16 protein-coding genes are annotated in these 24,763 nt (G+C 73.1%); 4 read left to right on the forward strand and 12 right to left on the reverse strand.

What is annotated here, in order from left to right:
• Positions 1-121: 121 nt before the first annotated feature.
• Positions 122-2,056, reverse strand: coding sequence for an acyl-CoA dehydrogenase family protein (locus AC07FT_RS26140; protein WP_431774727.1), 1,935 nt, complete (start codon positions 2,054-2,056; stop codon positions 122-124).
• Positions 2,057-2,411: 355 nt separating this feature from the next.
• Here AC07FT_RS26140 and AC07FT_RS26145 point away from each other — a divergent pair, with 355 nt between their 5' ends.
• The gene (locus tag AC07FT_RS26145) at positions 2,412-6,785 is read left to right on the forward strand and encodes a CHAT domain-containing protein (RefSeq protein ID WP_479178310.1); all 4,374 of its coding nucleotides are present in this window, start codon (positions 2,412-2,414) and stop codon (positions 6,783-6,785) included.
• A gap of 76 nt (positions 6,786-6,861) precedes the next feature.
• On the opposite strand, the gene AC07FT_RS26150 is transcribed toward AC07FT_RS26145, so the two are convergent.
• The 3 genes from AC07FT_RS26150 to AC07FT_RS26160 form a co-directional block, all read right to left on the reverse strand.
• Positions 6,862-8,322 (reverse strand): aldehyde dehydrogenase family protein, encoded by a 1,461-nt coding sequence (locus tag AC07FT_RS26150; RefSeq protein ID WP_471202089.1) that lies wholly within the window; start codon positions 8,320-8,322, stop codon positions 6,862-6,864.
• Positions 8,323-8,481: 159 nt separating this feature from the next.
• Entirely contained in the window at positions 8,482-10,272 is a 1,791-nt protein-coding gene (locus AC07FT_RS26155) for a PucR family transcriptional regulator (protein ID WP_479178311.1), read from the reverse strand.
• A 229-nt stretch (positions 10,273-10,501) separates the two neighbouring features.
• Positions 10,502-12,706: an ATP-binding protein gene (locus AC07FT_RS26160; RefSeq protein WP_479178312.1), complete on the reverse strand. Its 2,205-nt coding sequence runs from the start codon at positions 12,704-12,706 to the stop codon at positions 10,502-10,504.
• A gap of 340 nt (positions 12,707-13,046) precedes the next feature.
• Between AC07FT_RS26160 and gabT the strand changes: the two genes are divergently transcribed.
• The gene (gene gabT, locus AC07FT_RS26165) at positions 13,047-14,396 is read left to right on the forward strand and encodes a 4-aminobutyrate--2-oxoglutarate transaminase (protein WP_479178313.1); all 1,350 of its coding nucleotides are present in this window, start codon (positions 13,047-13,049) and stop codon (positions 14,394-14,396) included.
• Positions 14,397-14,768: 372 nt separating this feature from the next.
• Positions 14,769-15,437 (forward strand): phosphatase PAP2 family protein, encoded by a 669-nt coding sequence (locus tag AC07FT_RS26170; protein ID WP_479178314.1) that lies wholly within the window; start codon positions 14,769-14,771, stop codon positions 15,435-15,437.
• A gap of 9 nt (positions 15,438-15,446) precedes the next feature.
• On the opposite strand, the gene AC07FT_RS26175 is transcribed toward AC07FT_RS26170, so the two are convergent.
• From AC07FT_RS26175 to AC07FT_RS26205, 7 genes are all read right to left on the reverse strand, one after another.
• Complete coding sequence (locus AC07FT_RS26175) at positions 15,447-16,892, reverse strand: NAD(P)/FAD-dependent oxidoreductase (RefSeq protein WP_479178315.1); 1,446 nt, start codon at positions 16,890-16,892, stop codon at positions 15,447-15,449.
• Positions 16,893-16,897: 5 nt separating this feature from the next.
• Positions 16,898-17,692, reverse strand: coding sequence for an ABC transporter permease (locus tag AC07FT_RS26180; RefSeq protein WP_479178316.1), 795 nt, complete (start codon positions 17,690-17,692; stop codon positions 16,898-16,900).
• Positions 17,692-18,630, reverse strand: coding sequence for an ABC transporter permease (locus AC07FT_RS26185; protein WP_479178317.1), 939 nt, complete (start codon positions 18,628-18,630; stop codon positions 17,692-17,694). Before AC07FT_RS26185 ends, AC07FT_RS26180 begins: the two co-directional genes overlap by 1 nt.
• Positions 18,627-19,781: an ABC transporter ATP-binding protein gene (locus AC07FT_RS26190; protein WP_479178318.1), complete on the reverse strand. Its 1,155-nt coding sequence runs from the start codon at positions 19,779-19,781 to the stop codon at positions 18,627-18,629. The genes AC07FT_RS26185 and AC07FT_RS26190 overlap by 4 nt, the downstream gene beginning before the upstream one ends.
• 21 nt (positions 19,782-19,802) lie before the next feature.
• Entirely contained in the window at positions 19,803-21,050 is a 1,248-nt protein-coding gene (locus AC07FT_RS26195; protein ID WP_479178319.1) for a polyamine ABC transporter substrate-binding protein, read from the reverse strand.
• A gap of 68 nt (positions 21,051-21,118) precedes the next feature.
• Entirely contained in the window at positions 21,119-22,639 is a 1,521-nt protein-coding gene (locus tag AC07FT_RS26200) for a gamma-aminobutyraldehyde dehydrogenase (RefSeq protein WP_479178320.1), read from the reverse strand.
• A 168-nt stretch (positions 22,640-22,807) separates the two neighbouring features.
• Entirely contained in the window at positions 22,808-23,263 is a 456-nt protein-coding gene (locus AC07FT_RS26205) for a DUF4190 domain-containing protein (RefSeq protein ID WP_479178321.1), read from the reverse strand.
• Between the two features lie 113 nt (positions 23,264-23,376).
• Between AC07FT_RS26205 and AC07FT_RS26210 the strand changes: the two genes are divergently transcribed.
• A complete protein-coding gene (locus AC07FT_RS26210; RefSeq protein ID WP_479178322.1) occupies positions 23,377-24,015 on the forward strand; it encodes an NADAR family protein in 639 nt (212 codons plus the stop codon).
• On the opposite strand, the gene AC07FT_RS26215 is transcribed toward AC07FT_RS26210, so the two are convergent.
• Positions 23,943-24,746, reverse strand: a complete 804-nt coding sequence (locus tag AC07FT_RS26215; protein WP_471202064.1) for a DUF4190 domain-containing protein — start codon at positions 24,744-24,746, stop codon at positions 23,943-23,945. The genes AC07FT_RS26210 and AC07FT_RS26215 overlap by 73 nt on opposite strands.
• Positions 24,747-24,763: the final 17 nt, after the last annotated feature.

Below are 24,763 nucleotides of genomic sequence, written 5' to 3' on the forward strand. Positions count from 1 at the left end.
TCTCCCCCCCTCCCTCTCCCCCCCCCCCCCCCCCTCCCCCCCCCCCCCCCCCCCCCCCCCCCCCCCCCCCCCCCCCCCCCCCCCCCCCCCCCCCCCCCCGGGCCCGGCTCAGGCCGCACCGTCAGCGGATGGGGCGGTGGACGTTGTCCTTCGCGGAGGGGCCGGGGGTGGCGTCGGCGATCCAGGGACCGTCGTCACTGGGGTCGAGGACACCCTCTTCCAGCCAGGTGTACGAGCCGGAGAGCACCCCGGAGACCACCTTGCGGTCGAGCTCGTCGGTGTTGGTCCACAGCCGGCCGAAGAGCTCCTCGGCACGGATCCGGGCCTGCCGGCAGAAGACGTCGGCCAGTTGGTACGCCTCCGCGCCGTGGTCCCCACGGCTGCGCAGCATCTCGGCCCGCACACAGGCCGCGCTCATCGCGAACAGCTCCGCCCCGATGTCGACGATCCGGCCCAGGAACCCCTGCTTGGTCTCCATCCGGCCCTGCCAGCGCGACATGGCGTAGAAGGTGGAGCGCGCCAGCTTGCGCGCCGAACGCTCCACGTAGCGCAGATGGGGCGAGAGGTCCCGGTGGCCCTCGGGGTGGAACTCGCCGTAGGAGCGGGGCAGCTGGCCGGGGCCGGTGACCAGGCCGGGCAGCCAGCGGGCGTAGAAACCGCCGGCCTTGGCGGCCGCCTTGCCCTTGTCGGACAGGGACTTGTCCGGGTCGATGAGGTCACCCGCCACCGACAGATGGGCGTCGACCGCCTCGCGGGCGATCAGCAGGTGCATGATCTCCGTGGAGCCCTCGAAGATCCGGTTGATGCGCAGATCGCGGAGCATCTGCTCGGTCGGGACGGCCCGTTCGCCGCGGGCGGCGAGCGAGGCGGCCGTCTCGAAGCCGCGGCCACCGCGGATCTGGACCAGTTCGTCCGCCATCAGCCAGGACATCTCACTGCCGTACAGCTTGGCGAGCGCGGCCTCGATGCGGATGTCGTTGCGGTCCTCGTCGGCCATCTGGGAGGCGAGGTCGATCACGGCCTCCAGGGCGAAGGTGGTCGCCGCGATGAACGAGATCTTGGCGCCGACGGCCTCGTGGCGGGCGATCGGCTTGCCCCACTGCTCACGGGCGGCGGACCACTCGCGGGCGATCTTCAGACACCACTTCCCGGCACCCGCGCACATCGCGGGCAGCGAGAGCCGGCCGGTGTTGAGCGTGGTGAGCGCGATCTTGAGCCCGGCGCCCTCGGGGCCGATCCGGTTGACGGCGGGGACGCGCACCCGGTGGAGCCGGGTCACCCCGTTCTCCAGACCGCGCAGCCCCATGAAGGCGTTGCGGTTCTCGACCGTGACACCTTCGGACGCGGTCTCGACGACGAAGGCGGTGATCCCGCCCTTGTGCCCCTCGGACCGCGGCACCCGGGCCATCACCACCAGCAGATCGGCGACCACCCCGTTGGTCGTCCACAGCTTGACGCCGTCGAGGACGTAGTCGTCGCCGTCCGGGACGGCGGTGGTGGCGAGCCGGGCCGGGTCGGAGCCCACGTCCGGTTCGGTGAGCAGGAACGCCGAGATGTCGGTGCGGGCGCAGCGCGGCAGGAACAGGTCCCTCTGCTCCTGGGTGCCGAACAGTTTGAGGGGCTGTGGCACACCGATGGACTGGTGGGCGGAGAGCAGCGCGCCGACGGCGGGGCTGACGGAACCGACCAGCGCCAGGGCCTTGTTGTAGTACACCTGCGTGAGGCCCATGCCCCCGTACTTGGTGTCGATCTTCATGCCCAGGGCGCCGATCTCCTTGAGACCGTTGATGGTCTCGTCGGGGATCCGTGCCTCGCGCTCGATGCGGGCGGCGTCGATCCGCGTCTCGCAGAACTCGCGGAGCTTGGCGAGGAACGCCTCGCCGCGCCGCACGTCGTCCGGTGCGGGGGCGGGGTGCGGATGGATCAGATCGAGTCGGAAGCGGCCGAGGAACAGCTCCTTGGCGAAGCTCGGCTTGTGCCATACCTGTTCGCGGGCGGCCTCGGCCACCTGGCGCGCTTCACGTTCGGACACCGGCCTGACGGATGATGCGGTCATCGGTGCTCCCTTGCCGCGAATGACGATCTCGTGACATTACCGGCACGTACCGCTGCCAGTGTGCCTCCCGCCGGGCACTCCGGCAAAGCGGGCGGACGCGGGGATCCTCGGCGGATCCGCGAGCGGGGCGCGAGGGGGCCGTGCCACGCTGCGGCCGGGGCACCGGGACGGCCCGCCCCGGCTTCTCCGGTTGAGGGTCCGCGGAAGCCGGGCCGGGTCCCGGGCCCCGCTCGCCGTCCGGGTCCTGGGGCTTCGCCTAGGACCCCGCTCGCACAGGCTCGATTCGCACCCCGTGCGACCTGCCGCCTGCCACACTCACCCCGGGGAGATCCGCACGCTCTGGGGGGTGCCGCGCATGGGGGGACATCAGCCTTTCTGCCCGTCCCGTCCGCCGTGGGGCGGGGAGCGGGAGAACGGCGGGACGGAGGCCCGGGACAGCTCCTGGGCACGCCCCGGCGGCTCCCCGTACGGCCTGCAGGACGGTCCCCAGGAGAACGGCCCCGCACACCGGGCCGCCGCGGGCCGCTCGGGCCAGGAGGACGCGCGCGCCCAGGCCGACGTCGGACAGCGGCTGGCCCGGCGCGGAGACGCCGAGGGAGCGCGGCGGTGGTTGACACGGGCGGCCCACACCGACGACCCGGAGGTGCTGTGCACGGTCGCGGGCGTGCACCACCGGCTGCTCGGCGACCCCGGCGCGGCGCGGCCCCTGTACGAGCGCGCCGCTCGGTACGGCTCGACGGACGCCATGCGGACGCTGGGCGCGCTGCTCGGTGAGCCGGAGCGGCGGCCGCCGGCCGACGCCGAGCGCCCACTGCGCGAGGCGGCCGGGACCGGCGACCCGGACGCGGCGTACCGGCTCGGCCGCGCGCTCCACGAGCGCGGTGACCTCGGCGAGGCGGCCGTCTGGTTCGAGCGGGCGTATCTGACCGGGGGCGATCCGGACGCGCTGGGCGGACTCGCCGGCACCCTGCGGGCCCTCGGCCGGGACGAGGAGGCGCGTGAGCTGCTGGCGGCGGCAGCGGAGCGGGGCGACCCGCTGACCCCCGGCCACGACCCCGTGCGCACCGGAGGGGAGGACCGCCCGCCGTCCGGACAGCCGGGGGAACCGCCCACGAGCCAGGAGCCGCCGCGACGGCCGCCGACCGACCCCGCCCCCGACGTCGCCGACGCCGACGCCGACGCCGCGAGATCCGGAACGGACCCCACGGACCCCGGGCACCCCGCCGTCACCATCGACCCCGGTGATCCGCTCACCTCCGCGGACGGGCTGCGGCTGGCCTACGCCCGGACCGGCGATCCCCAACTGCTGGAACTCGCCCTGGACATGGGCCGCCTCGCGGTCCAGACCTACCGGGGCTCCGCGCGCACCGACCGCCACGCCCTCGCCCTCTCCACCCTCGGCGTCCTGCTGCGCATGACGTACGAACGCGACCGCTCCCCCGCGACACTGACCGAGGCCGTCGAGACCGGACGGGCCGCGGTCGCCGTCTCCTCCCGGGAGGACCCCGACCACGCCCGGCACCTGTCCGGGCTCGCCAACTCCCTCCAGGAGGTGTTCGGGCGCTCGGGCGACCTCGCCGTGATCGACGAGGCCATCGCGCTGTACCGCACCTGCTTGTCCGTCGTACCGCCCTCCCACCCCGAACACGCGGGCCTGCAGACCGACTTCGGCAACTGTCTGCTGCGCCGGGCCTGTCAGGACCCGGACCCGGCCGTGCTCGACGAGGCCGTGCTGGCCGGACGGTCGGCGGTGCGCGGCACTCCCCCGGACCATCCGCGCCGTCCGGTCGCCTTGAGCAACCTGGGCGCCGCACTGCTCCAGTACGCGATCGTCACCGTTCAGCTGCCCGCGCTCGACGAGGCCGTCGACGTCTACGAACGCGCCCTGGAGGCGTTCCCGGACGGGCATCCCGCCCGGAAGCGGGCCCAGGAGGCGCTGGACAACTGTGCCCGGGTCCGGCAGGCGGTGCACTCGGGCCGCGGCTCCCCCCAGCGGTCCCGGAGCCCGCGGCGTTCGGCACCCGCCGGGCCCGCCGCCGTACTACGGGACGCGTCCGCCCGGCTCGCCGCGTATGAACGCGGCTGTTCCCTGCCGGACCTGGAGGCCGCGGTGGCGGGTTTCGAATCCGTCCTGCGCTCCTCGGCCGATGTCCTGCTGCGGGTCGAGGCGGCCGGCGGACTGGGCGCCGCCACCCGGGCGCGCTACGAACGCAGCGGTGAACGCCGCGATCTGGACCGCGCGGTCGACCTGTTCGCGGACGCGCTGGCGATGAGCCCCCGGGACGATCCCGAGGCGCCCGCCGTGCGGGCCCGGCTGTCCGACGTCCTGCGGCTGCGCTGGCGGCTCTCGGGGGACGGTGAGGATCTGGCGGCGGCCGTCGAGCTGTCGCGCGCCGCGCTGGCGGCGACCGCGCCGGAGGATCCGCGCCGCCCGGAGCGGCTGTCCGGGTTCGCCGCGGGGCTGCTGGGGGTCTTCCTGCACCAGCGGGACGCCTCGGCGCTCGCCGAGGCCGTCGGGATCTGCCGTCAGGCACTGGCCACGGCACCCGACGACACCGAGGGGCGGGCCCTCGCCCGCTCCCGGCTCGCCGAGACGCTGCGCGAGCAGGCGGGGCTGAACGGCGCGGGGGCGGCGGAGGCGCTGGACGAGGCGGTCGCGCTGGCGTGGGAGGCGCTGGACGCCGTCCCCGCGGACCGGCCGCCGTACGCGCACCTCCAGTGCCGGCTGGCCGTCACCCTGCACCAGCGGTGCGCCACCGGCGCCCGGCCGGAGGACCCGCGCGCCGCGGTGGACGCCGCCCGGCGCGCCGTGGAGGCCACCCCGGCCGGCCATCCCGACCGGCCGGAGCGGCTGAGCGTGCTGGCGCGGATGCTGTTGCTGGACCACGAGCGGCGGCGGGACACGGCGGCGCTGGCGGCACTGGTCGACGCCGCCAGCGCGGCGGCCGCGGCGGCGCCTCCGGGTCACCGGCTGCGTGCCCAGGCGCTCACCCTCCACGCCCACGCCCTGGGGCTGCGCACCACCCCCGGAGCCCGGGCCGCCGCCGAGGCCGTCCACCGCGAACTGGCCCTGGACGCCACGGCCCCCGTGGGCGCGCGGGTGCGGGCCGCCCGGAGCTGGGCGCACTCGGCGCTCGCGGCGGACGATCTCCCCGGCGCCCTGGAGCCGTTCGCACTCGCCGTGGACCTGCTGCCGCGTACCGCGCCCCCGCGTCCCGGGGTCCGGTCCGCCGGGGAGCCGCGGCCGGACGGTTTCGCTGGCCTGGCGTCGGACGCGGCGGCCTGCGCGATCGGGCTCGGTGATCCGGAGCGGGCACTGCGGCTGCTGGAGCAGGGCCGCGGGGTGCTGCTGGGCCAGGGTCTCGGCATCGGGGCGGCACCACCGGAACTGCGCACGGAGCACCCGGGTCTGACGCACCGCCTGGAGGAACTGCGCACGGCGCTGGACCGCCCCGAAGAGTCCGTCCTCGGCTCCGCCGGGAGCGTCGCGGACCGCTCGGGCGCGTCGCCGTGCGGTCCGGGCGGGGAGGACCGGCACGCGCTCGCGGCGGAGTGGGAGCGACTGACCGAGCGGATCCGTCAGCAGCCGGGGTTCGAGGGGTTCCTGCGGGCGCCGGAGGTACCGGAGCTGCTGTCCGCCAGTGCTGGGCAGGGTCCGGTGGCGGTCGTGAACCTGAGCGAGCTGCGCTGTGACGCGCTGGTGGTCACCCACCGCGCGGTACGGGCCGTTCCGCTCCCCGCGCTGAGCCTGGCGGAGGCGGTCCGGCGCGCCGACAACTTCTTCCCCGCCGTCCGCACGGCGGAGGACACCGGTGCGGCGGAGGCGGACCGGACCGCCGCGCGGGCGCGGGTCCGGGAGACGCTGGCGTGGCTGTGGACGGCGGTGGCCGAGCCGGTGCTCGGCGCGCTGGGGCTCACCGGCCGCCGCTCCCGGGGGTCACGGGACGGCGCTCCGCCACGGCTGTGGTGGGTTCCGACCGGCCCGCTGACCGGGCTGCCGCTGCACGCGGCCGGGCGCCATGACGCCTCGGGCCGCGCGGCCGACTCCGTACTGGACCGGGTGGTCTCCTCCTACGCCCCGACCGTCCACGCGCTCGCCCGCGCGGTCCGGCGCGGCGGCGGCGATGAACCGCCGGGGGCGGAGGAACCGCTGGTGGTGGCCGTTCCGGCCACCCCGGACGCACCCGGTCCGCCGGGCGGCCGGGAGGGGATCGCCGCGGTGACCGGCCGACTGCCCGCCACCCGGGTGCTGATCGGTGCGCGGGCCCGCCGGGACGTGGTGCTCGACACCCTGCCCCGGCACCGCTGGGCGCATTTCGCCTGCTCCGCGGTGAGCGAGCCCGGCACGCCGACGGCCGGGCGGGCGCTGCTCCACGACCACCGGGAGCCCCCGCTGACCGCCGCCGATCTGGCGGGACTCCCCCTGGACGACGCACAGCTGGCGTATCTGGCGGGAGGTGTGACGGCTCGCGCGGAGCGGGCCGCGGGCGCCGAACCGGTCCATCTGACCGGGGCGTTCCACCTCGCCGGGTACGCGCATGTGATCGGGACACTGTGGGACCCGGGCGACACGGCGTCGGCCCGGGCCGCGGACACCTGCTATGCGGAGCTCACCGCGGCCGGGACCGCGGGGGCCGCCCGCGCGGTGCACGGCGCGGCGAGGGCCCTGCGCGACGCGTACCCGGCGGAGCCCACGCGGTGGGCCGCGTTCGTCCACGTGGGCACCTGAGCCCGGAGCGGGCCCGTGCCGTGCCGGCCGGATCTCCGCTGATCCGCGGAGATCCGGCCGGCACGGGTCACCCGGCCTAGAGGTCGAGCCCGGTGAGGACCATGACCCGCTCGTAGGTGTAGTCCTCCATCGCGAAGCGCACGCCCTCGCGGCCCACACCGGACCGCTTGGCACCGCCGTACGGCATCTGGTCGGCGCGGTAGGAGGGCACATCGCCGACGATCACGCCGCCGACCTCCAGCGCGCGGTGAGCGCGGAAGGCGGTCTGCACGTCACGGGTGAACACACCCGCCTGGAGGCCGTACTTGGACGCGTTGACGGCCGCGTACGCCGCCTCCTCGCCCTCGGCCCGCTGGACGGTCAGGACCGGGCCGAAGACCTCCTCGCACGCGAGGGTGGTGTCCGCGGGGACGTCCGCCAGCACCGTCGGGGCGTAGCTGGCGCCGTCGCGCTTGCCGCCGGTCAGCAGCTGGGCACCGGCCTGGACGGCCTCGTCCACCCATGCCTCGACGCGCTGCGCGGCCTCCTCGCTGACCAGCGGGCCGACATCGGTGGCGCCGTCGGCCGGGTCACCGGTGACCTGGGCCTCGACGGCCGCGATGATCTTCGGCAGCAGCCGCTCGTACACGGAGGCGTCCGCGATCACCCGCTGCACGGAGATGCAGGACTGGCCGCCCTGGTAGTTGGAGAAGGTGCCGATACGGGTGGCGGCCCAGTCGAGGTCCTTCTCGGAGGCGTAGTCGCCGAGGACGACCGCCGCGCCGTTGCCGCCGAGCTCCAGCGTGCAGTGCTTGAGCGGCACCGACTCCTTGATGGCGTAGCCGACCTTCTCCGAACCGGTGAAGGAGATGATGGGCAGCCGCTCGTCCTGGACCAGTGCGGGCATCTGGTCGTTGGGCACCGGCAGCACGCTCCAGGACCCCGCCGGGAGCTCGGTCTCTGCCAGCAGCTCGCCCAGCACGATCGCGGAGAGCGGGGTCGCGGGCGCGGGCTTGAGGATGATCGGCGCACCGACGGCGATGGCCGGGGCGACCTTGTGGGCGCACAGGTTCAGCGGGAAGTTGAACGGCGCGATGCCCAGCACGGTGCCGCGCGGGAAGCGGCGGGTCAGCGCCAGACGGCCGACGCCGCCGGCGTCGGTGTCCAGCCGCTGGGCCTCCCCGCCGTTGAACCGGCGGGCCTCCTCGGCCGCGAAGCGGAAGACGGACACGGCGCGGCCGACCTCGCCGCGCGCCCACTTCATGGGCTTGCCGTTCTCGTCGGAGATCAGCCGGGCGATCTCCTCGGTGCGCTCGGCGAGCCGCCGGGAGACGTGGTCCAGCGCGGCGGCTCGGACGTGGGCGGGCGTCGCGGCGAACTCGTCCCGGACGGCGTCGGCCGCGGCGACGGCCTCCTCGATCTGCGCCTCGGTGGGAACGCTCACCGCGCCGACGCGACGGCCGTCCCAGGGGGACGTGACCTCGAGCGTGCTCTCGCCCGTCGCCTTGCGACCGGCGAGCCAGAACGCGTGGGTGACAGCTTCGGTTGTGTCTGGCACGGCGGATCCCGACCCTTCTGGAGTGGTGGGGTGATGGTGCGGATGTCTCTGCCCCCACCGTAGGCGCGCGGGGCGCGCCGGGCGTTTGTCCGAGGCGTAGCAGTCGGGGGCGGGGTCGCTCCGCTATGGCTGGTAGGAGGCGGGGCAGGGGCCCGTGGATCAGGGGGCGGTGGCCGGGGAGGTCGCCTTCAGGGCGAGCCACAGCTCCATCCGGACGTCCGGGTCGTCCAGGGACCGGCCGAGGATCTCCTCGACCCGGCGCATCCGGTAGCGCAGGGTGTGCCGGTGGACGCCGAGGTCGGCGGCGGCCGCGTCCCACTGGCCGTGGCGGGAGAGCCAGGCGCGCAGGGAGGCGACGAGATCACCGCGGCCCGTGGCGTCGTGTTCGCGCAGGGCGCGCAGCATGCCGTCGGCGAAGGCCCGTACGGCGTCGTCGGCGAGCAGCGGCAGGACGGATCCGGCGGCGACCTGCTCATGCTCGACCAGCACCCGGCCGCGGCGGCGGGCCACCGACAGCGCCTGCTCCGCCTGGCGGTAGGCGGTCGCGGCGGCGATGGGGCCCGCGGGGGCGGACAGCCCGACGACCAGGTCGTCGCCCGGGGCGGTGGCGGCCAGGCGCTCGCGGGGGCGGGTGGCGGTGCCGCGGCGGTTCTCGATCGCCCCGGCGTGCTCGGCGCACGCGGCGACCGCGGCGCCGCCGTCGGGGGCCAGCACGATCATCCGTCCGCCGTCGGGCACGACGAGCACGGCCTCCCCGCTGCGGGCGGCGGCGGACTCCATGGTGTCGCCGAGGGTGGCGAGCGGATCGGTGGCGGCCGGCTCCCCCGCGGTGGGGGTGGTCCCGGTGTCGGCGAGGTGCTCGGCCGGGGAGTCGTCCGCGGAGGCGGTCGGCGCGGCGGTGCCGCCGGCGGAGGAGGCGGTGCCCGCGGTGGTGCCCTTGGCCCCGGAGGAAGCGGTACCGGCGGAGCCGGACGAACCGGGCGCGGCCTCGGCGACGAGCATCCGGAACGGCGCGTCGAGCAGACTCCCGTACAGCCGCCCGGCCACCGCCCGCGCATGGTCGGGCTCGCCCGCGAGCAGCATCCGCAGTACGGCGGCGCCCAGGCGCTGCTCGGCCTCCTGGAGGGCGCGGGACCGCTCGGTGGTCAGGGTCAGCAGCGCCACCGCGGAGTGCACGGCATAGCGCTCGGCGGTGCCCAGCGGGGCACCCGTACCGACGGCGAGGACGCCCCGGGTACGGCGCCCGGTGCCCAGCGTCTGGAGCTCCACCCGGTCCGAGACGGCCGTGTCCGAAGCGGACTCCGCACCGTCCCCGCCGACCACGACGCTGGCGGGGGCGGGCCGGGCGCGCAGCCGCTCGACGTCGGCGGTCAGCCGGGCGGCACGGCGGGCGGCCCAGTCGGGCGCGGCGGCGACCACGGAGCCGGAGGCGTCGTAGAGCGCCGCCCAGCCGTCGAGGTGGGAGGCGAGCCGGGCGAGCAGCGCGGCGGGCCCCTCGGCGCCGATGGCGGCGCGGGTCAGCTCGCGCTGGGCCTCGAACCCGGCGGTCACCGCCCGGTACTGGTCCGCGGCTATCGCCGCCGAGACGGCCTTGCTGATGGCGATGAAGGGGGTGCGGCGCGGTACGGCAAGCAGTGGCAGCCCCTCCTCCTTGGCCGCGGCCACCAGGGCGGGCGGCACCTCGTCGTACTTGACCCCGATCGCGAAGCCGAGCCCGACGACGCCCGCGCCCACCAGCCGCCGCACATAACGGCCCATCTCCTCCGGGTCCTCGGCCCGGAGCTGCATGGCGGTGATGAGCAGCAGTTCACCGCCGTCCATATAGGGCACGGGGTCGGCGAGCTCGCTGACATGGGCCCAGCGCACGGGTGTCTCGAGCCGGTCCTCACCCGCGAGGACGGTCAGCTTGAGCGCGGTGTGGTGGACGAGGGAGGCGAGCGTGGGAGGCATGGCACCTTCGAAGCGAATGCGATGACTTCACCGCCCCGTATGAACGGCTACTGCCGATTCTGCCTCAATGGAGGAATCGGTGGAATCCGCGTCCGGAGTACGGCGGGCGGACGGGGGTGGAACACCGGGACCGTGCCGTGCGCGGGGCGGGGACGGCGGCCGGCCCGGGTGGGGGCCGACCGCCGGGAGCCGACCGCCGCGGGCTCTCGCGGGGGGAGCGGGAGCAGCCTCAGCGGCGGAGGTCCACCAGGACGGGGGGCCCGCCCTGGCCCCGTACGGAGGTGACGGACAGCACCGCGTGCCCGGCGGGGACGGAGTGCGCCAGCTCGGACGCCGACCAGCGCTCGCGCTCCACCTTGCGCACGGTCACGGACTGGGTGGTCACCGCCTTCCCCGTGACCACCTTCCGGATGAAGTGCAGGACCTTGGTGAACGGCTCGTCCGAGATGATCTGCCGGTCGGTGACGTCCCGTGTCTCCACCCACTCCGTGCCCCACACCTCGGCGAACCGCGCCCCGTCCCAGGTCGTCACCCCGGCGTAGGCCATCCGGCAGCCGACGGCGCCGAGCAGCGCGCTGCGCAGGGCGTCGGGGACGTCGTCGAGGGTGCGGAGGGTGAGCACGGCACCGGCGTTGGCGGAACGGAGCCGCTGGATGCCGCGCAGCGCCTCGGGGGTGATGGTGTGCGAGGCGTCGTCGAGGACGAGACACGCGAAGAGCGAACGGTCGGTGCGGCCGACGGCGCATTCGGTGAACTGCGCCAGCACCAGCCGCGCCAGCATCCGGGACGCCTCGGCGTGGCCGCGCTCGGGGAGGTCGATCCGGACGCGCAGCGGGTGTTCGAGGGCGCGCAGCGAGAACGGGCGGCGGTCGCCGGCGGTGTCGAAGAAGTCGGCGAAGGCGGGCCGGTCCAGCAGCGCGATCCGGTCGGCGAGCAGCGCGCCCGCGTCGCCGGGCGCCCCCGACTGACGCACCCGCGCCTCCAGCTCGCGCGCCTGGGCGCGCTCCCCGGCGGCGTCGAGCGCGTCACGGAGCCCGCCGACGGCGGTCTTGGAACCGTCGAGCAGCTCGCGCAGCTCGGGCACGGAGGGGAAACGGCCGTGGGCGGCACGGTAGGGGCCGAGCAGCTGGGCCAGCGCGGTGGCGGCCCGGCGACTGTCCCCGCCGGGGAGCGAGGCGGCCATGTCGCCGATGAGGGCCTCGGCGAGGATGCCGGCGGCCTCGTCGGGGTCGGTGGTGCCGCCGTAGAGGTCGAAGTCGTAGGCGGAGTCGGGACGGCCGATCTTCACGACCACGTCGAACGCCTCGTCCCCGCCGAGCCCCGCACCCGCGGGACCCACGGCGACGACGGCGGTCTGCCCGGCGAGCGCCTGGAGACACAGCGACTCCGTGACCGGCCGCACCAGCCGCCCGGTCTTCCCCGCACCGGGCGGCCCGACGGCGAGCAGCGAGGTCCCGAGCACATCGGGGTCGAGGGCGAGGCCGACACCGCGGTGGTGATAGGGGTTGCGGGGGTCCTCGGGGGCGGTGCCGATGCGGACCTGGTGGGCGAGGAGATCGTGTTGCGCGGTGCGGGCGGGCAGGTCGCGGGCCCCGGAAGGGTGGCCGTGGGCGGCGGCGCCGTGGCGCAGCACGGTGTCGGTGAAGGCGGCGAGCGAGTTCCTCCCGGCCCGCACGGACTGCCAGGCGCGCTCGATCCGGGCGTGATCGACGTCGTTCATCGCCCCGGCCCGCGCCTCGGCCGCCAGCCGGTCGGCCGCACTGTGCGCCCCGGCCGCCCGCAGATGCGGCCACTCGGCCGGATCGGTCTCAGGATGGACGGCGGCCGGCGCGGCGGCCCCGCTCGGCTGGGTGCCGGGGTCGTCCCAGGCGCGGCGGAAGAGGGGGGCGACGTAACGGCGGAAGACTTCGCCCCAGTGGCCGACGCGGCTGAAGACGGCCGCGATACCAAGGAACCACAACGTCTCGTACCCATTGGCGATCAGCTTGATCATCTGTGGGTCGCTGTCCGCGTTGAACCAGTCCTCCGCGTTGAGCAACTCCAGAGGCCATAGCCAGTACCTGCCGAGATAGCCGTTCGTGATGAGTGACCACAACAGCCATGTGCACAGGAGCGCGATCAACGCGCCGCTGAGCAGTCCCCGCCCCGGGATCCGGTCCGGATCCTCCGGGGGCTTCGGCTTGTGCCCGTACGTCCAGACGCCCGGCTGCGCCTCGGGGCGGGCGGCGCGCAGCCAGGTGACGAAGGACGGACGTGCGGCGGCCGCCGGGACCGTGACGGGAGGCGTCGGAGGCGGGGCGGGCGGCGCGGGCGGCATCGGCGGAGGACCCGCGGGGCGGCTCGCGGGCGGCACCGGATGAGGGTGTGGGGGGGTGGGGGGTGGGACCGCGTCGCGCCGCGTACCGCGTGAATCGAACGTGCCCTCGGTGTCCATGTGCTGCCCCTTGCCCCCTGACCGGCTGTGCCTGTGCTGATGCGCACCGCTCAATCTAGTGTTCCCGCCCGGGGAGTTCAGCGACCCCGGGCGGTACGGGGCGGTACGACCCGTACCGCCCCGTACCCGAGCCCCTCGCACGCCACGGCCGCCGCTATGGCCGCGGCGGACAACGCAACACGCGTACTGCTACCGAACGGAACATGCCTGATCCGCTTCCGCGCGCCTAGCCTGCGAAGAAGCGACCGACTGCCTTCGTTTCAGGCATGTGAAGCATTTTCGACAGTTCTGATAATCGAGGCATGACACACCCTTGCCCCTCCTCTCCCTGGAGCACCTCATGACCGCACAGTCCGGAGGCCCGTCCCTCCCCCAGGAGCGCCGCGTCGTCACCGCGATCCCCGGCCCGAAGTCCCAGGAGCTGCTCGCCCGCAAGACCGCCGCGGTCGCCGACGGGGTCGGCAACGTGCTGCCGGTCTTCACCGTGCGCGCGGGCGGCGGGGTGATCGAGGATGTGGACGGGAACTCGCTCATCGACTTCGGCTCCGGTATCGCCGTGACCTCCGTCGGCTCCAGCGCGGAGGCCGTCGTACGCCGGGCCTCGGCGCAGCTGGCCGACTTCACCCACACCTGTTTCATGGTCACGCCCTACGAGGGCTATGTGGAGGTCTGTGAGGAGCTGGCCGAGCTCACCCCGGGCGACCACGCCAAGAAGTCGGCGCTGTTCAACTCCGGCGCCGAGGCGGTGGAGAACGCGGTGAAGATCGCCCGCGCGTACACCAAGCGCCAGGCGGTCGTGGTCTTCGACCACGGCTACCACGGCCGCACCAACCTCACCATGGCGCTCACCGCCAAGAACATGCCGTACAAGCACGGCTTCGGACCCTTCGCGCCCGAGGTCTACCGCGTACCGCTGGCCTACCCCTACCGCTGGCTGACCGGTGCCGAGAACTGCGCCGAGGAGGCCGCGGCGCAGGCCATCGACATGATCAGCAAGCAGGTCGGAGCGGAGAACGTGGCCGCGATCGTCATCGAGCCGATCGCGGGCGAGGGCGGCTTCATCGAGCCCGCCAAGGGCTTCCTGCCCCGGATCCAGGAGTTCGCCCGCGCCAACGGCATCGTCTTCGTCGCGGACGAGATCCAGACCGGCTTCTGCCGCACCGGCCAGTGGTTCGCCTGTGACGACGAGGGTGTCGTCCCGGACCTGATCACCACCGCCAAGGGCATCGCGGGCGGTCTGCCGCTCGCCGCCGTCACCGGGCGCGCCGAGATCATGGACGCGGCGCACGCCGGCGGCCTCGGCGGCACCTACGGCGGTAACCCGGTGGCCTGCGCCGCCGCGCTCGGCTCCATCGAGACCATGCGCGAGCAGGACCTCAACGCCAAGGCCCGGCGGATCGAGGAGGTCATGAAGGGCCGCCTCTCCGCGATGCAGGAGAAGTACGACATCATCGGCGACCTCCGCGGCCGTGGTGCGATGATCGCGATCGAGCTGGTGAAGTCCGGCACCAAGGACCCCAACCCCGAGGCGACCTCCGCCGTCGCCAAGGCGTGCCACGCCGCCGGACTGGTCGTTCTGACCTGCGGAACCTACGGCAACGTCCTGCGTTTCCTGCCCCCGCTGGTGATCGGCGAGGAGCTGCTCAACGAGGGTCTGGACATCATCGAGAGCGCCTTCGGCGAGCTGTGACCGTGTGTGAGCGACGCGCGGCGTGAAGAAGATGTGCGGGGCCGATGACAGGAGGGTGATCGGCCTGTTGGGCGGGGCTCCGCTGCCGTACGGTCATTGCAGATGAGAGAAACACCCCGCTCGCAGGGGACTGCGGGCGACGCCGAGCCGGTGCTTCCCCAGCCCCGACCCGGCCGTGCCCTCGCGCACACCACTGGAGCCTCAGGCTCCAAATCTCCTCACCGATCGGATGGCCGCCCGCCCCAAACCCCCCGGGGCGCGCGGCACCCCGGTCGCCACGGCGGCCCCGGAACCACCCCCCCTGTTCCGGGGCCGCCGACTGTTTTCCCTCCTTCCCGGACACCTTCCTCCCGGACGTTCCCGTCCCGGGCGTTGCTCGTCCCCGCCGCGCTGCTCGTCCTGCTCGCGCTGTGCACCTGGCAGATCGTCCGCCACGGTCCGCTGCGCTCCCTGGACGAGCGGCTCGGCCGGGCGATCGCCGGATCCCCGTTCCCCTCCCCCGTCGCCGGGTTCCTCGCGGACCTCGGCAACACGGCGGTGGCACTCCCGGTGCTCGGCGCGGCCCTGGTGTGGTCACTGTGGCGCGCCCGGCGTACGGGGGCGGTCCGCTGGTGGCTCCCGGCACTGGCCGCCGCGGTGGCGATGGCCCTGGTCCCGGCGCTGGTCGTCCCGTTCAAGGCGCTGGTCGACCGCCCGGGGCCGCCGGGACCGCTGGCGGGCGAGACCGGGTTCTTCCCCTCCGGGCATACCGCGACGGCCGCCGTCGCCTATGGCGCGGCGACCCTCCTGCTGTGCCCGCGCCCGGGACAGGGACACGGGCGGCGGCGGGCCCTCTTCGCGGCCGTCGCCCTCCTCAACGCCGGGGTGGGCGTGGGTCTGGTCCGGTGCGCGTACCACTGGCCGCTCGATGTGGTCGCCGGCTGGTGTCTGACCGGCGCTCTGCTGTGGACGGTGGCCCGGCTCAGCCGTGCGGACGGTACGGCGACGGGGCCGGAGCCCGGTGGATCCCCCACCGCGCCCCGGCCCCGCACCGGCCCGTAGGCCCGGACCTCAGCTGTCGAAGCCCAGCCCGACCTTGTCCATCGCCTTCAGCCACAGGTTCCGGCGCCCGCCGTTCTCATCGGCCCGGGTCATCGACCACTGGGTGATCCCGATTCCCGCCCAGCGCACCGGCTCCGGCGGGAACGGCAGCGGCTTGCTGCGCACCATCTCCAGCCGGGTGCGTTCGGTGCGTTCACCGCCGAGCAGATCGAGCATCACCTCCGCGCCGAACCGGGTCGCCCCCACACCGAGACCGGTGTAGCCGAGGGCGTACGCCACCCGGCCGCCGTGCGCGCTGCCGAAGAACGCGGAGAACCGCGAACAGGTGTCGATCGCGCCGCCCCAGGCGTGGCTGAAGCGCAACCCCTCCAGCTGCGGGAAGCAGCGGAAGAAGTGCTGGGCGAGGGTGCGGTAGGTCGCCGGGTGGTGGTCGTACTCGGCGCGTACCCGGCCGCCGTAGCGGTAGATGATGTCGTAGCCGCCCCACAGGATGCGGTGGTCGGCGGTGATGCGGAAGTAGTGGAAGTGGTTGTTGGTGTCGCTCAGCCCCTGCCGCCCCTTCCAGCCGATCGCGTCGAGCTGCTCCTCGGTGAGCGGCTCGGTCATCAGCGCGTGGTCGTAGACGGGTACGACATACGGGCGGACGCGGCGCATCAGCGCGGGGAAGGCGTTGGTGGCGAGCGCCACCTGACGGGCGCGCAACCGGCCGTAGGGGGTGCGTACGGCCATGGCCGCCCCGGCGCCCGCCAGCCGTTCGGCCGGGGTGTGCTCGTAGATCCGTACACCGAGCTCGACGCAGGCGCGCTTCAGCCCCCAGGCCAGCTTGGCGGGGTGCACCATCGCCACGCCCCGGCGGTCCCACAGACCCGCGAGGAAGGTCGGTGAGTCGACCTCGGCGCGTACCGCGTCGCGGTCCAGGAACTGCTGCTCGCCGACGCCGAGCCGGGCGGCCAGTTCGGCGGTCTCGCGCAGTTCCTCGATCTGGTGGGGCTCGGTGGCCACGTCGATCTCGCCGGTGCGCTCGAAGTCGCAGTCGATGCCGTAGCGGCCGACGGCGGCCTCGATCTCATCGAGGTTCTGGTGGCCGAGCCGTTCGAGTTCGGCCTGTTCACCGGGCCAGCGGGCCAGTCCGTTGCCCAGGCCGTGGGTGAGGGAGGCGGCGCAGAAGCCGCCGTTGCGCCCGGAGGCGGCCCAGCCGACCTCCTGGCCCTCCAGCAGGACCACGTCCCGCGCGGGGTCGCGCTCCTTGGCGATCAGGGCGGTCCACAGTCCGCTGTAGCCGCCGCCGATGACCAGCAGATCGCAGGTCTCCTCCCCGACGAGGGCGGGGCGGACCCGGGGCCGGCCGGGGTCCTCCAGCCAGTACGGGGTGTACGCGGCGTCGGCCAGCGATTCCAGAGCGGACGGTCCGGGGGTGCTGCCCCCGGCAGAGCGCGTCATGGCGTCAGCGGCCATGGTTCTCAGCTCCTCTTGCGGCGGTTTCCGGCCAGTTGGCCTGCGAGGACGCACAGCACCGCGATGGCGAACATCGCCGTTCCGATCACATTGATCTGGACCGGGGTGCCGCGCTGCGCGGATCCCCACACGAACATGGGGAAGGTCACGGTCGATCCGGCGTTGAAGTTGGTGATGATGAAGTCGTCGAAGGAGAGCGCGAAGGACAGCAGCGCACCGGCGGCGATCCCGGGGGCGGCGATCGGCAGGGTGACGCGCAGGAAGGTCTGCGCCGGGGAGGCGTAGAGGTCCTGGGCGGCCTGTTCCAGCCGCGGGTCCATGCTCATCACACGCGCCTTGACGGCCGTCACGACGAAACTCAGACAGAACATGATGTGGGCGATGAGGATCGTCCAGAAGCCGAAGCCCACGCCCATGTTGAGGAAGAGGGTGGCGAGCGAGGCGGCCATGACCACCTCGGGCATGGCCATCGGCAGGAAGATCAGGCTGTTGACGGCCGGCCGGGCGCGGAAGCGGTAGCGGGCCAGCGCGAACGCGATCATGGTGCCCAGGACAGTGGCGCCGATGGTCGCCCACACCGCGATCTTCAGGCTCAGCGAGAGCGAACCGCACATGTCGGTGACGCCGCAGGGGTCGGTCCAGGCGTCGGTGGAGAACCGCTGCCACTCGTAGTTGAACCGTCCGTTGGGCTTGTTGAAGGAGAAGACCAGGACGACCACATTGGGCAGGATCAGGTACGCCAGCGTGCCGAGCCCCGCAATGACGACCAGGTTCCGTCGTATCCAGCGTGTCAGAGCCATCAGACCAGGTCCTCCGTCCCGGACTTGCGGATGTAGACGGTGACCATCGCGAGGATCGCCGCCATGAGGATGAAGGACAGCGCCGCTGCCGTCGGATAGTCGAGGACCCGCAGGAACTGCGACTGGATGACATTGCCGACCATCTTCTGGTCGGTGGAGCCCAGCAGTTCGGCGTTGATGTAGTCGCCCGCCGCCGGGATGAAGGTGAGCAGGGTGCCCGCGACGACGCCCGGCATGGACAGCGGGAAGGTCACCTTGCGGAAGATGGTGAAGGGCTTGGCGTACAGGTCCCCGGCCGCCTCGTGCAGCCTGCCGTCGATGCGCTCCAGCGAGCTGTAGAGCGGCAGGATCATGAAGGGCAGGAAGTTGTAGGTCAGACCGCAGACCACGGCCAGCGGGGTGGCCAGCACCCGCTCGCCCTCGGTGATCCCCAGCTGGCTGGTGATGTCCAGGAGGTGCAGTGAGTTCAGCACCTCGACCACCGGACCGCTGTCGGACAGGATGGTCTTCCAGGCCAGCGTGCGGATCAGGAAGCTGGTGAAGAACGGCGCGATGACCAGGATCATCACCAGGTTGCGCCAGCGTCCCGCGCGGAACGCGATGAGGTACGCCAGCGGATAGCCGAGCAGCAGACAGAGCACGGTGGCGGTCGCCGCGTAGATGACCGAGCGCAGGAACTGCGGGTAGTACTCGGTCAGCGCGTCCCAGTAGGTCTGGAAGTGCCAGGTGACCTTGAAGCCCTCTTCGAGGGAGCCGGTCTGGACCGAGGTGGACGCCTGGTAGACCAGCGGTGCCGCGAAGAAGATCACCAGCCACAGGATGCCGGGGAGCAGCAGCCAGTACGGGACCAGTTTCTTGCGGCGTACGGCCTTGGCGACGCCCGCCGGGGCCGGGGGCGGGGCCGGGGGCGCCGTCTCGGGGGCGGTGGTCGCGCTCACGCGGCCTCCTCGTCCAGCTCCGTGCCGGCGTCGATGTCCTGCGCGGCGTCGAGGCCGAAGGTGTGTGCCGGGTTCCAGTGCAGGACGACCTCGGCACCGGGGACCAGGCGGGAGTCACGCTCGATGTTCTGCTCATAGGCGGCGAACTCGGAGCAGACCGGGGTGTCGATCACGTACTGCGTGGAGACGCCGATGAAGCTGGAGTTCGCGATCCGGCCGGTGATCCGGTTGCGCCCGTCGGGGATGGTGCCGGCGTCCTCGGCGTGGGTGAGGGAGACCTTCTCGGGGCGTATCCCGACCAGCACGGTGTCGCCGGTGCGCGCCGGGGCGCTGCACCGGGCGGCGGGCAGGGCGAGTTTGCCGCCCTCGGTGGTGAGCACCAGGTCGCCGCCGCTGGTGTCGGCGACCTCGGCCTCGATGAGGTTGGAGGTGCCCAGGAAGTTGGCGACGAAGGTGGTGCCGGGGTTCTCGTAGAGCTCGGCGGGGGCGCCCTGCTGCTCGACGCGGCCGCCGTTCATCACCGCGACCGTGTCGGCCATGGTCATGGCCTCCTCCTGGTCGTGGGTGACATGGACGAAGGTGATGCCGACCTCGGTCTGGATGCGCTTGAGCTCGAGCTGCATCTGACGGCGCAGCTTGAGGTCGAGCGCGCCCAGCGGCTCGTCGAGGAGCAGCACCTTGGGGTGGTTGATCAGGGCGCGGGCGACGGCGACGCGCTGCTGCTGTCCGCCGGACAGCTGCTGGGGCTTGCGGCGGGCGAAGTCACCGAGCTGGACCAGCTCCAGCATCTCGTCGACCTGCTTCTTCACCGACTTGATGCCGCGTCTGCGCAGCCCGAAGGCGACGTTCTCGTAGATGTCGAGGTGCGGGAAGAGGGCGTAGCTCTGGAAGACGGTGTTGACCGGCCGCTTGTGCGGGGGCAGGGCGGTGACGTCGTTCCCGGAGAGTTCGACGATGCCGCTCGTGGGGTCCTCCAGGCCCGCGATCATGCGCAGGGTGGTGGTCTTGCCGCATCCGGAGGCACCGAGCAGGGCGAAGAAGGAGCCGGCGGGTATGTGCAGGTCGAGCGGGTGGACGGCGGTGAAGGACCCGTAGGTCTTGCTGATCCCGGTGAGACGGACGTCGCCGCCGGTGGAGGGCTGCTGGGTCATGGCTGGGGTCTTCCTCGCTTATCAGGCGCCGGTGAGCTTGGCGAACTTGTCCTCGAATGCCGTCTCTTCCTTGCTCGACAGCAGGCGGAAGGCATGGGACTTGGCGGCCATCTCGTCGTCCGGGAGGATCAGCGGGTTGTTCGCCAGATCCTTGTCGATCTTCGCGAGTTCGGCGCGTACGCCGTCGACCGGGCACACGTAGTTGATGTACGCGGCGATCTTCGCGGCGACCTTGGGCTCGTAGTAGTAGTCGATGAGCCGTTCGGCGTTCTTCTTGTGGCGCGCCTTGCTGGGGACCAGAAGGTTGTCGGTGGCGGTCATGTAGCCCGCGTCCGGGATGGTGAACTCGATCTCCGGGTTGTCCGCCTGGAGCTGGATGAGGTCACCGGCCCAGGCGACGCATGCGGCGAGGTCACCCTTGGTGAGGTCACCGGTGTAGTCGTTGCCGGTGAACCGGCGGATCTGGCCGCGGTCGGCGGCCTTCTGGATCCGGGCGATGGCGGCGTCGTACTCGTCGGCGGTGACGGTCTCGGGGCGTTTGCCCATGTCCAGCAGGGTGAGCCCGACGGTGTCGCGCATCTCGGTCAGCATCCCGACCCGGCCCTTGAGCCCCGGGTCGTCCAGCAGCTGGGAGATGGAGGTGACCTTGCGGCCGCCGGTGGCCTTCTTGTTGTAGGCGATGACGGCGGGGATACCGGTCCACGGGTAGGAGTGGGCGCGGCCCGGGTCCCAGTCGGGGTTGCGGAAGCCCTCGGCCAGGTTGGTGTACGCGTGCGGCAGGTTGGAGGCGTCCAGCTGCTGCATCCAGCCGAGCCGGATCATCCGTCCGGCCAGCCAGTCGGTGACGCAGATGAGGTCGCGTCCGGTCTCCTGGCCCGCGGCGAGCTGGGGCTTGATCTTCCCGAAGAACTCGACGTTGTCGTTGATGTCCTCGGTGTACTTCACCTTGATACCGGTACGGCGCTCGAACTCGTCGAGCGTGGGACGGCGCTTGTCGTCCGTCTCGTCCATGTACTCGGTCCAGTTGGAGAAGTTGACCTGCTTCTCCTCGGCGGAGTGGTCATCGGACGCGCCCTGCGCCTCGGTCCGCCCCGCGGGCGGGATACCGCAGCCGCTCAGTGCGCCGAGCCCACCGATGGCGAACGCGCCGGCGCCGCCCACGCGCAGCAGGTTGCGGCGGGACAGCGCCATCCGGCCGCTGGTCATGCTGCGGCGCATTGCGGCGATCTGAGGTGGGGACAGGCTCTCGGGCTCGTGGGTTGGTTCCATGAAGCTGTGCCTTTCGAGGTGTCGGCCGGTCTCAGCCGGACGGAGGCCACTCGCGGTGGCCGCACGAATCAGGTCTGTCGGTCCCCGAAGACCGTGCGGTGCCAGTCCTTGCGGGCCTCCGCCGTGTTGTCGAACATCACATGCTTGACCTGCGTGTACTCCTCGAAGGAGTACGCCGACATGTCCTTGCCGTAGCCGGAGGCGCGCATCCCGCCGTGCGGCATCTCGCTGATGATCGGGATGTGGTCGTTGATCCAGACACATCCGGCCTTGATCTCACGGGTGGCGCGGTTCGTCCGGTAGACATCGCGGCTCCAGGCGGAGGCGGCGAGACCGTAGGGGGTGTCATTGGCCAGGGCCAGACCCTCGTCATCGCTGTCGAAGGGCAGCACGACCAGGACCGGGCCGAAGATCTCGGACTGGACGATCTCGCTGTCCTGGGCGGCGCCGGTGATGAGGGTCGGCCGGTAGTAGGCGCCCTCGGCGAGGTCGCCGCCGGGGGCCTCACCGCCGGTGACGACGGTGGCGTAGCCGCGGGCGCGCTCGACGAAGCCCGCGACGCGGTCGCGCTGCGTGTGCGAGATGAGCGGACCGAGGTCGGTGTGCGGGTCGAAGGGGTCGCCGAGGCGGACGGTGGCCATCAGATCGGCGACGGCGGCCACGAACGCGTCGTACAGCGGGCGCTGGACGTAGGCGCGGGTGGCGGCGGTGCAGTCCTGGCCGCTGTTGATCAGGGCGCCGGCGACGGCGCCGTGGGCGGCGGCCTCGACGTCCGCGTCGTCGAAGACGACGAACGGCGCCTTGCCGCCCAGTTCGAGGTGGAGCCGCTTGACGCTGGCGGTGGCCAGTTCGGCCACCCGCTTGCCGACCCCGGTCGATCCGGTGAAGGAGGTCATGGCCACGCCGGGGTGGCCGACCAGGTGCTCCCCGGCCTCCGACCCGGTGCCGGTGACGATGTTGACCACACCGTCCGGGATACCCGCCTCGGTGGCCGCCTGCGCGAACATCAGCGAGGTCAGGGGGGTGAGCTCGGCGGGCTTGAGAACGATCGTGTTGCCCGCGGCGATGGCCGGGAGGACCTTCCACGCCGCCATCTGGAGCGGATAGTTCCAGGGGGCGATGGAGCCGACGACACCGATCGGCTCGCGGCGGACGTACGAGGTGTGGTCACCGCTGTACTCGGCGGCGGCCTTGCCCTCCAGATGACGGGCGGCGCCCGCGAAGAAGGCGGTGTTGTCGACGCTGCCGGGAACGTCGAACTCGGCGCTGAGCTTGATCGGCTTGCCGCACTGCAGCGACTCGGCGTAGGCGAGTTCCCCCGCCCGCTCCCCGAGCGCCGCGGCGAACCGGTGCATGGCGTCCGAGCGTTCACCGGGGGTGGCGCCCGCCCATACCGGGAAGGCGGCCCGTGCCGCCGCCACGGCGTCGTCGACATCGGCCGGACCGGCGAGCCGGTAGGTGTACACCTGCTCGCCGGTGGCCGGGTCCACGACCGCGTGTATGCGTTCCGAGCCGCCTGTGCGCAACCGGCCCGCGATGTACTGCGCACCCTCGGCGAACCGCTCCGTCACATCGAACCGCTGATCCATCGCGTGCTCTCCTCCGCCGTTCGCCCCGTGGGGCACGGCGTCGCTCCAACCGGAATCGAAGGCCGATCCTGACAGAGGACCTTCGCTTCAACAAGGGATTCCGTTGTTGCTTTTTAGTTTCGCGACGGATTCGGTGATCGGGTAGGGCCGGAGGTCACCGATTCCGGGCTAGAAGACCGAGTCGATGGCGGCGTCCAGCGCGGCGAGGTAGATGGCCGGGATGACCATGCCGAGGATGCCGCAGACCAGCCCGGCGGTGGCCGAGCCCCCGTTGACCGCCTCGCCGCGGCCGACCTTGCCCTTGCCGATGGCTCCGAAGATGATCGCGAGGATGCCGAGGATGATCGCGAAGACCCACAAGAAGTAGGTGATTCCGCAGACCAGACCGATGATGCCGCAGACCAGCGCGGCGGTGCCCATCCCGTTGCTCTGCTGCATCGGCATCCCGGTCTGGCCCGGGTGGACCGGGGGCGCGGCGGGGTAGCCGCCGCCTCCCGCGGGGTAGCCGCCGCCTCCTGCGGGGTACTGCGGCGGGGGAGGTGGCTGGAACCCCTGCTGGGGCGCCGGGTGGGGCTGGTTGGGGTCGTACGGGCCGTGCTGCGGGCCCGGAGTACTGGTGGACATACGGTCTCCCCTCCTGGTGAATATCGGGCAATGTTATGGGCATGACGCACCCCTGGTCAGCCGAGCTGCGCTGCTCGCCGGTGAGGTCGGCGGCGAGTGCGAGAATCCCCGGCATGGAGACGAATGGGGTGACGGGGCGGGCGGACGGTGGCCCCCGGTCCGTCGAGGAGCTGATGGAGCTCATCGCGCGCGGTGAGCGCGTGAAGTACGTCTGGTTCTGGGGTCACCGGCCGCGGCGGGACGGCAGCGTGGGACCGGGCTGCTTCAGCCAGTGGTGGCCGTCGCCGTTCACCGTGGACGGCGTCACATACGCGACCGCCGAGCACTGGATGATGGCCGGGAAGGCCCGGCTGTTCGGGGATGCCGACGCCGAGCGGCGGGCGCTGGCGGCGGGCCACCCCAAGCAGGCCAAGGACGCGGGCCGCGCGGTGCGCGATTTCGACGAGGCGGTCTGGCGGGAGCACCGCTTCCGGCTCGTGGTCGAGGGCAGCGTGCACAAGTTCGGACACCATCCGGAGCTGCGGGAGTACCTGCTGGGCACCGGGTCGCGGGTGCTGGTCGAGGCGAGCCCGATGGACCGGGTGTGGGGCATCGGACTCGCGGCTGACGACGAGCGGGCGGCGGATCCGGCCCGCTGGTGCGGGCTGAACCTGCTGGGCTTCGCGCTGATGGAGGCCCGTCAGCGGCTCATGGCGGCCGGGGCGGCGGATCCGGGCGACGGCACCACCAGCACGGCCGCGGTGTCGTCGTAGGGGTCGTAGGGATCGTCGTCGTCCTCGTCCGCGGCGATGTAGACGAAGATCATCAGCACGCTCGCCACGATGGCGATCACTCCGAGGATCAGCCCGGCCAGGGCCATCCCCCCGTTGGTCGCCTCCCCGGTGGCCGCCTTGGTGCGGCCGAGCGCGCCGAAGACGATCCCGAGCACCCCGCAGACGATGCCGAACACGATGCTGAAGCAGAGGACCAGACCGACGATGCCGAGCACCAGGGCGGCCGTGCCGTGGCCGTTGTTCGGGAGGTATCCGCCGCCCGGCGCGTAGGGACCGGCCGGACCCGGGTAGCCGCCCGGGTGACCGTAGCCGGGCACCCCGTACGGCGCGGGCTGCCCGTAGGACGCCGCGCCCGCGTAGGGGCCCGGCTGCCCGCCGTGTCCGACGGCGCCGTAGGGCCCGCCCGGGTACGCGCTGGGGGTGCCGGGGCCGGTCGGCGCGGGCGGCGGCGGGGGCACCGCGCCCGGCGGGGGCGCGGGGGGCGGCGGGCCGGGCACGCCGTGCGGCGGCAGGGGCGGCAGTCCGGGGGTCGAGGTGACCGTCGGCTGGTCGGCCACCGAGGGCCGCGGCGACGGCTTGTCCAGCGGCACGCGCTGCGCCGGCGGGGCCCACGGGTCACGGTCGCGCGGCTCCGGCGGCCGGGCCGGTCCGGGCTCCGGCGCCGCTCCCCCGCCATCCTGTCGGGCGGGCTGGTCGTGCTCGTCGGACATGGATCTCCCCCCTGCGA

The sequence above is a fragment of the Streptomyces sp. NPDC045899 genome, assembly GCF_056431485.1.

What these genes read in the sequence shown, in the direction of transcription:
- AC07FT_RS26140 (WP_431774727.1), bottom strand. Translation starts at nt 2,056, where the DNA reads ATGACCGCATCATCCGTCAGGCCGGTGTCCGAACGTGAAGCGCGCCAG.
- AC07FT_RS26145 (WP_479178310.1), top strand. Translation starts at nt 2,412, where the DNA reads ATGGGGGGACATCAGCCTTTCTGCCCGTCCCGTCCGCCGTGGGGCGGG.
- AC07FT_RS26155 (WP_479178311.1), bottom strand. Translation starts at nt 10,272, where the DNA reads ATGCCTCCCACGCTCGCCTCCCTCGTCCACCACACCGCGCTCAAGCTG.
- AC07FT_RS26160 (WP_479178312.1), bottom strand. Translation starts at nt 12,706, where the DNA reads ATGGACACCGAGGGCACGTTCGATTCACGCGGTACGCGGCGCGACGCG.
- gabT (WP_479178313.1), top strand. Translation starts at nt 13,047, where the DNA reads ATGACCGCACAGTCCGGAGGCCCGTCCCTCCCCCAGGAGCGCCGCGTC.
- AC07FT_RS26175 (WP_479178315.1), bottom strand. Translation starts at nt 16,892, where the DNA reads ATGGCCGCTGACGCCATGACGCGCTCTGCCGGGGGCAGCACCCCCGGA.
- AC07FT_RS26180 (WP_479178316.1), bottom strand. Translation starts at nt 17,692, where the DNA reads ATGGCTCTGACACGCTGGATACGACGGAACCTGGTCGTCATTGCGGGG.
- AC07FT_RS26190 (WP_479178318.1), bottom strand. Translation starts at nt 19,781, where the DNA reads ATGACCCAGCAGCCCTCCACCGGCGGCGACGTCCGTCTCACCGGGATC.
- AC07FT_RS26195 (WP_479178319.1), bottom strand. Translation starts at nt 21,050, where the DNA reads ATGGAACCAACCCACGAGCCCGAGAGCCTGTCCCCACCTCAGATCGCC.
- AC07FT_RS26200 (WP_479178320.1), bottom strand. Translation starts at nt 22,639, where the DNA reads ATGGATCAGCGGTTCGATGTGACGGAGCGGTTCGCCGAGGGTGCGCAG.
- AC07FT_RS26205 (WP_479178321.1), bottom strand. Translation starts at nt 23,263, where the DNA reads ATGTCCACCAGTACTCCGGGCCCGCAGCACGGCCCGTACGACCCCAAC.
- AC07FT_RS26210 (WP_479178322.1), top strand. Translation starts at nt 23,377, where the DNA reads ATGGAGACGAATGGGGTGACGGGGCGGGCGGACGGTGGCCCCCGGTCC.
- AC07FT_RS26215 (WP_471202064.1), bottom strand. Translation starts at nt 24,746, where the DNA reads ATGTCCGACGAGCACGACCAGCCCGCCCGACAGGATGGCGGGGGAGCG.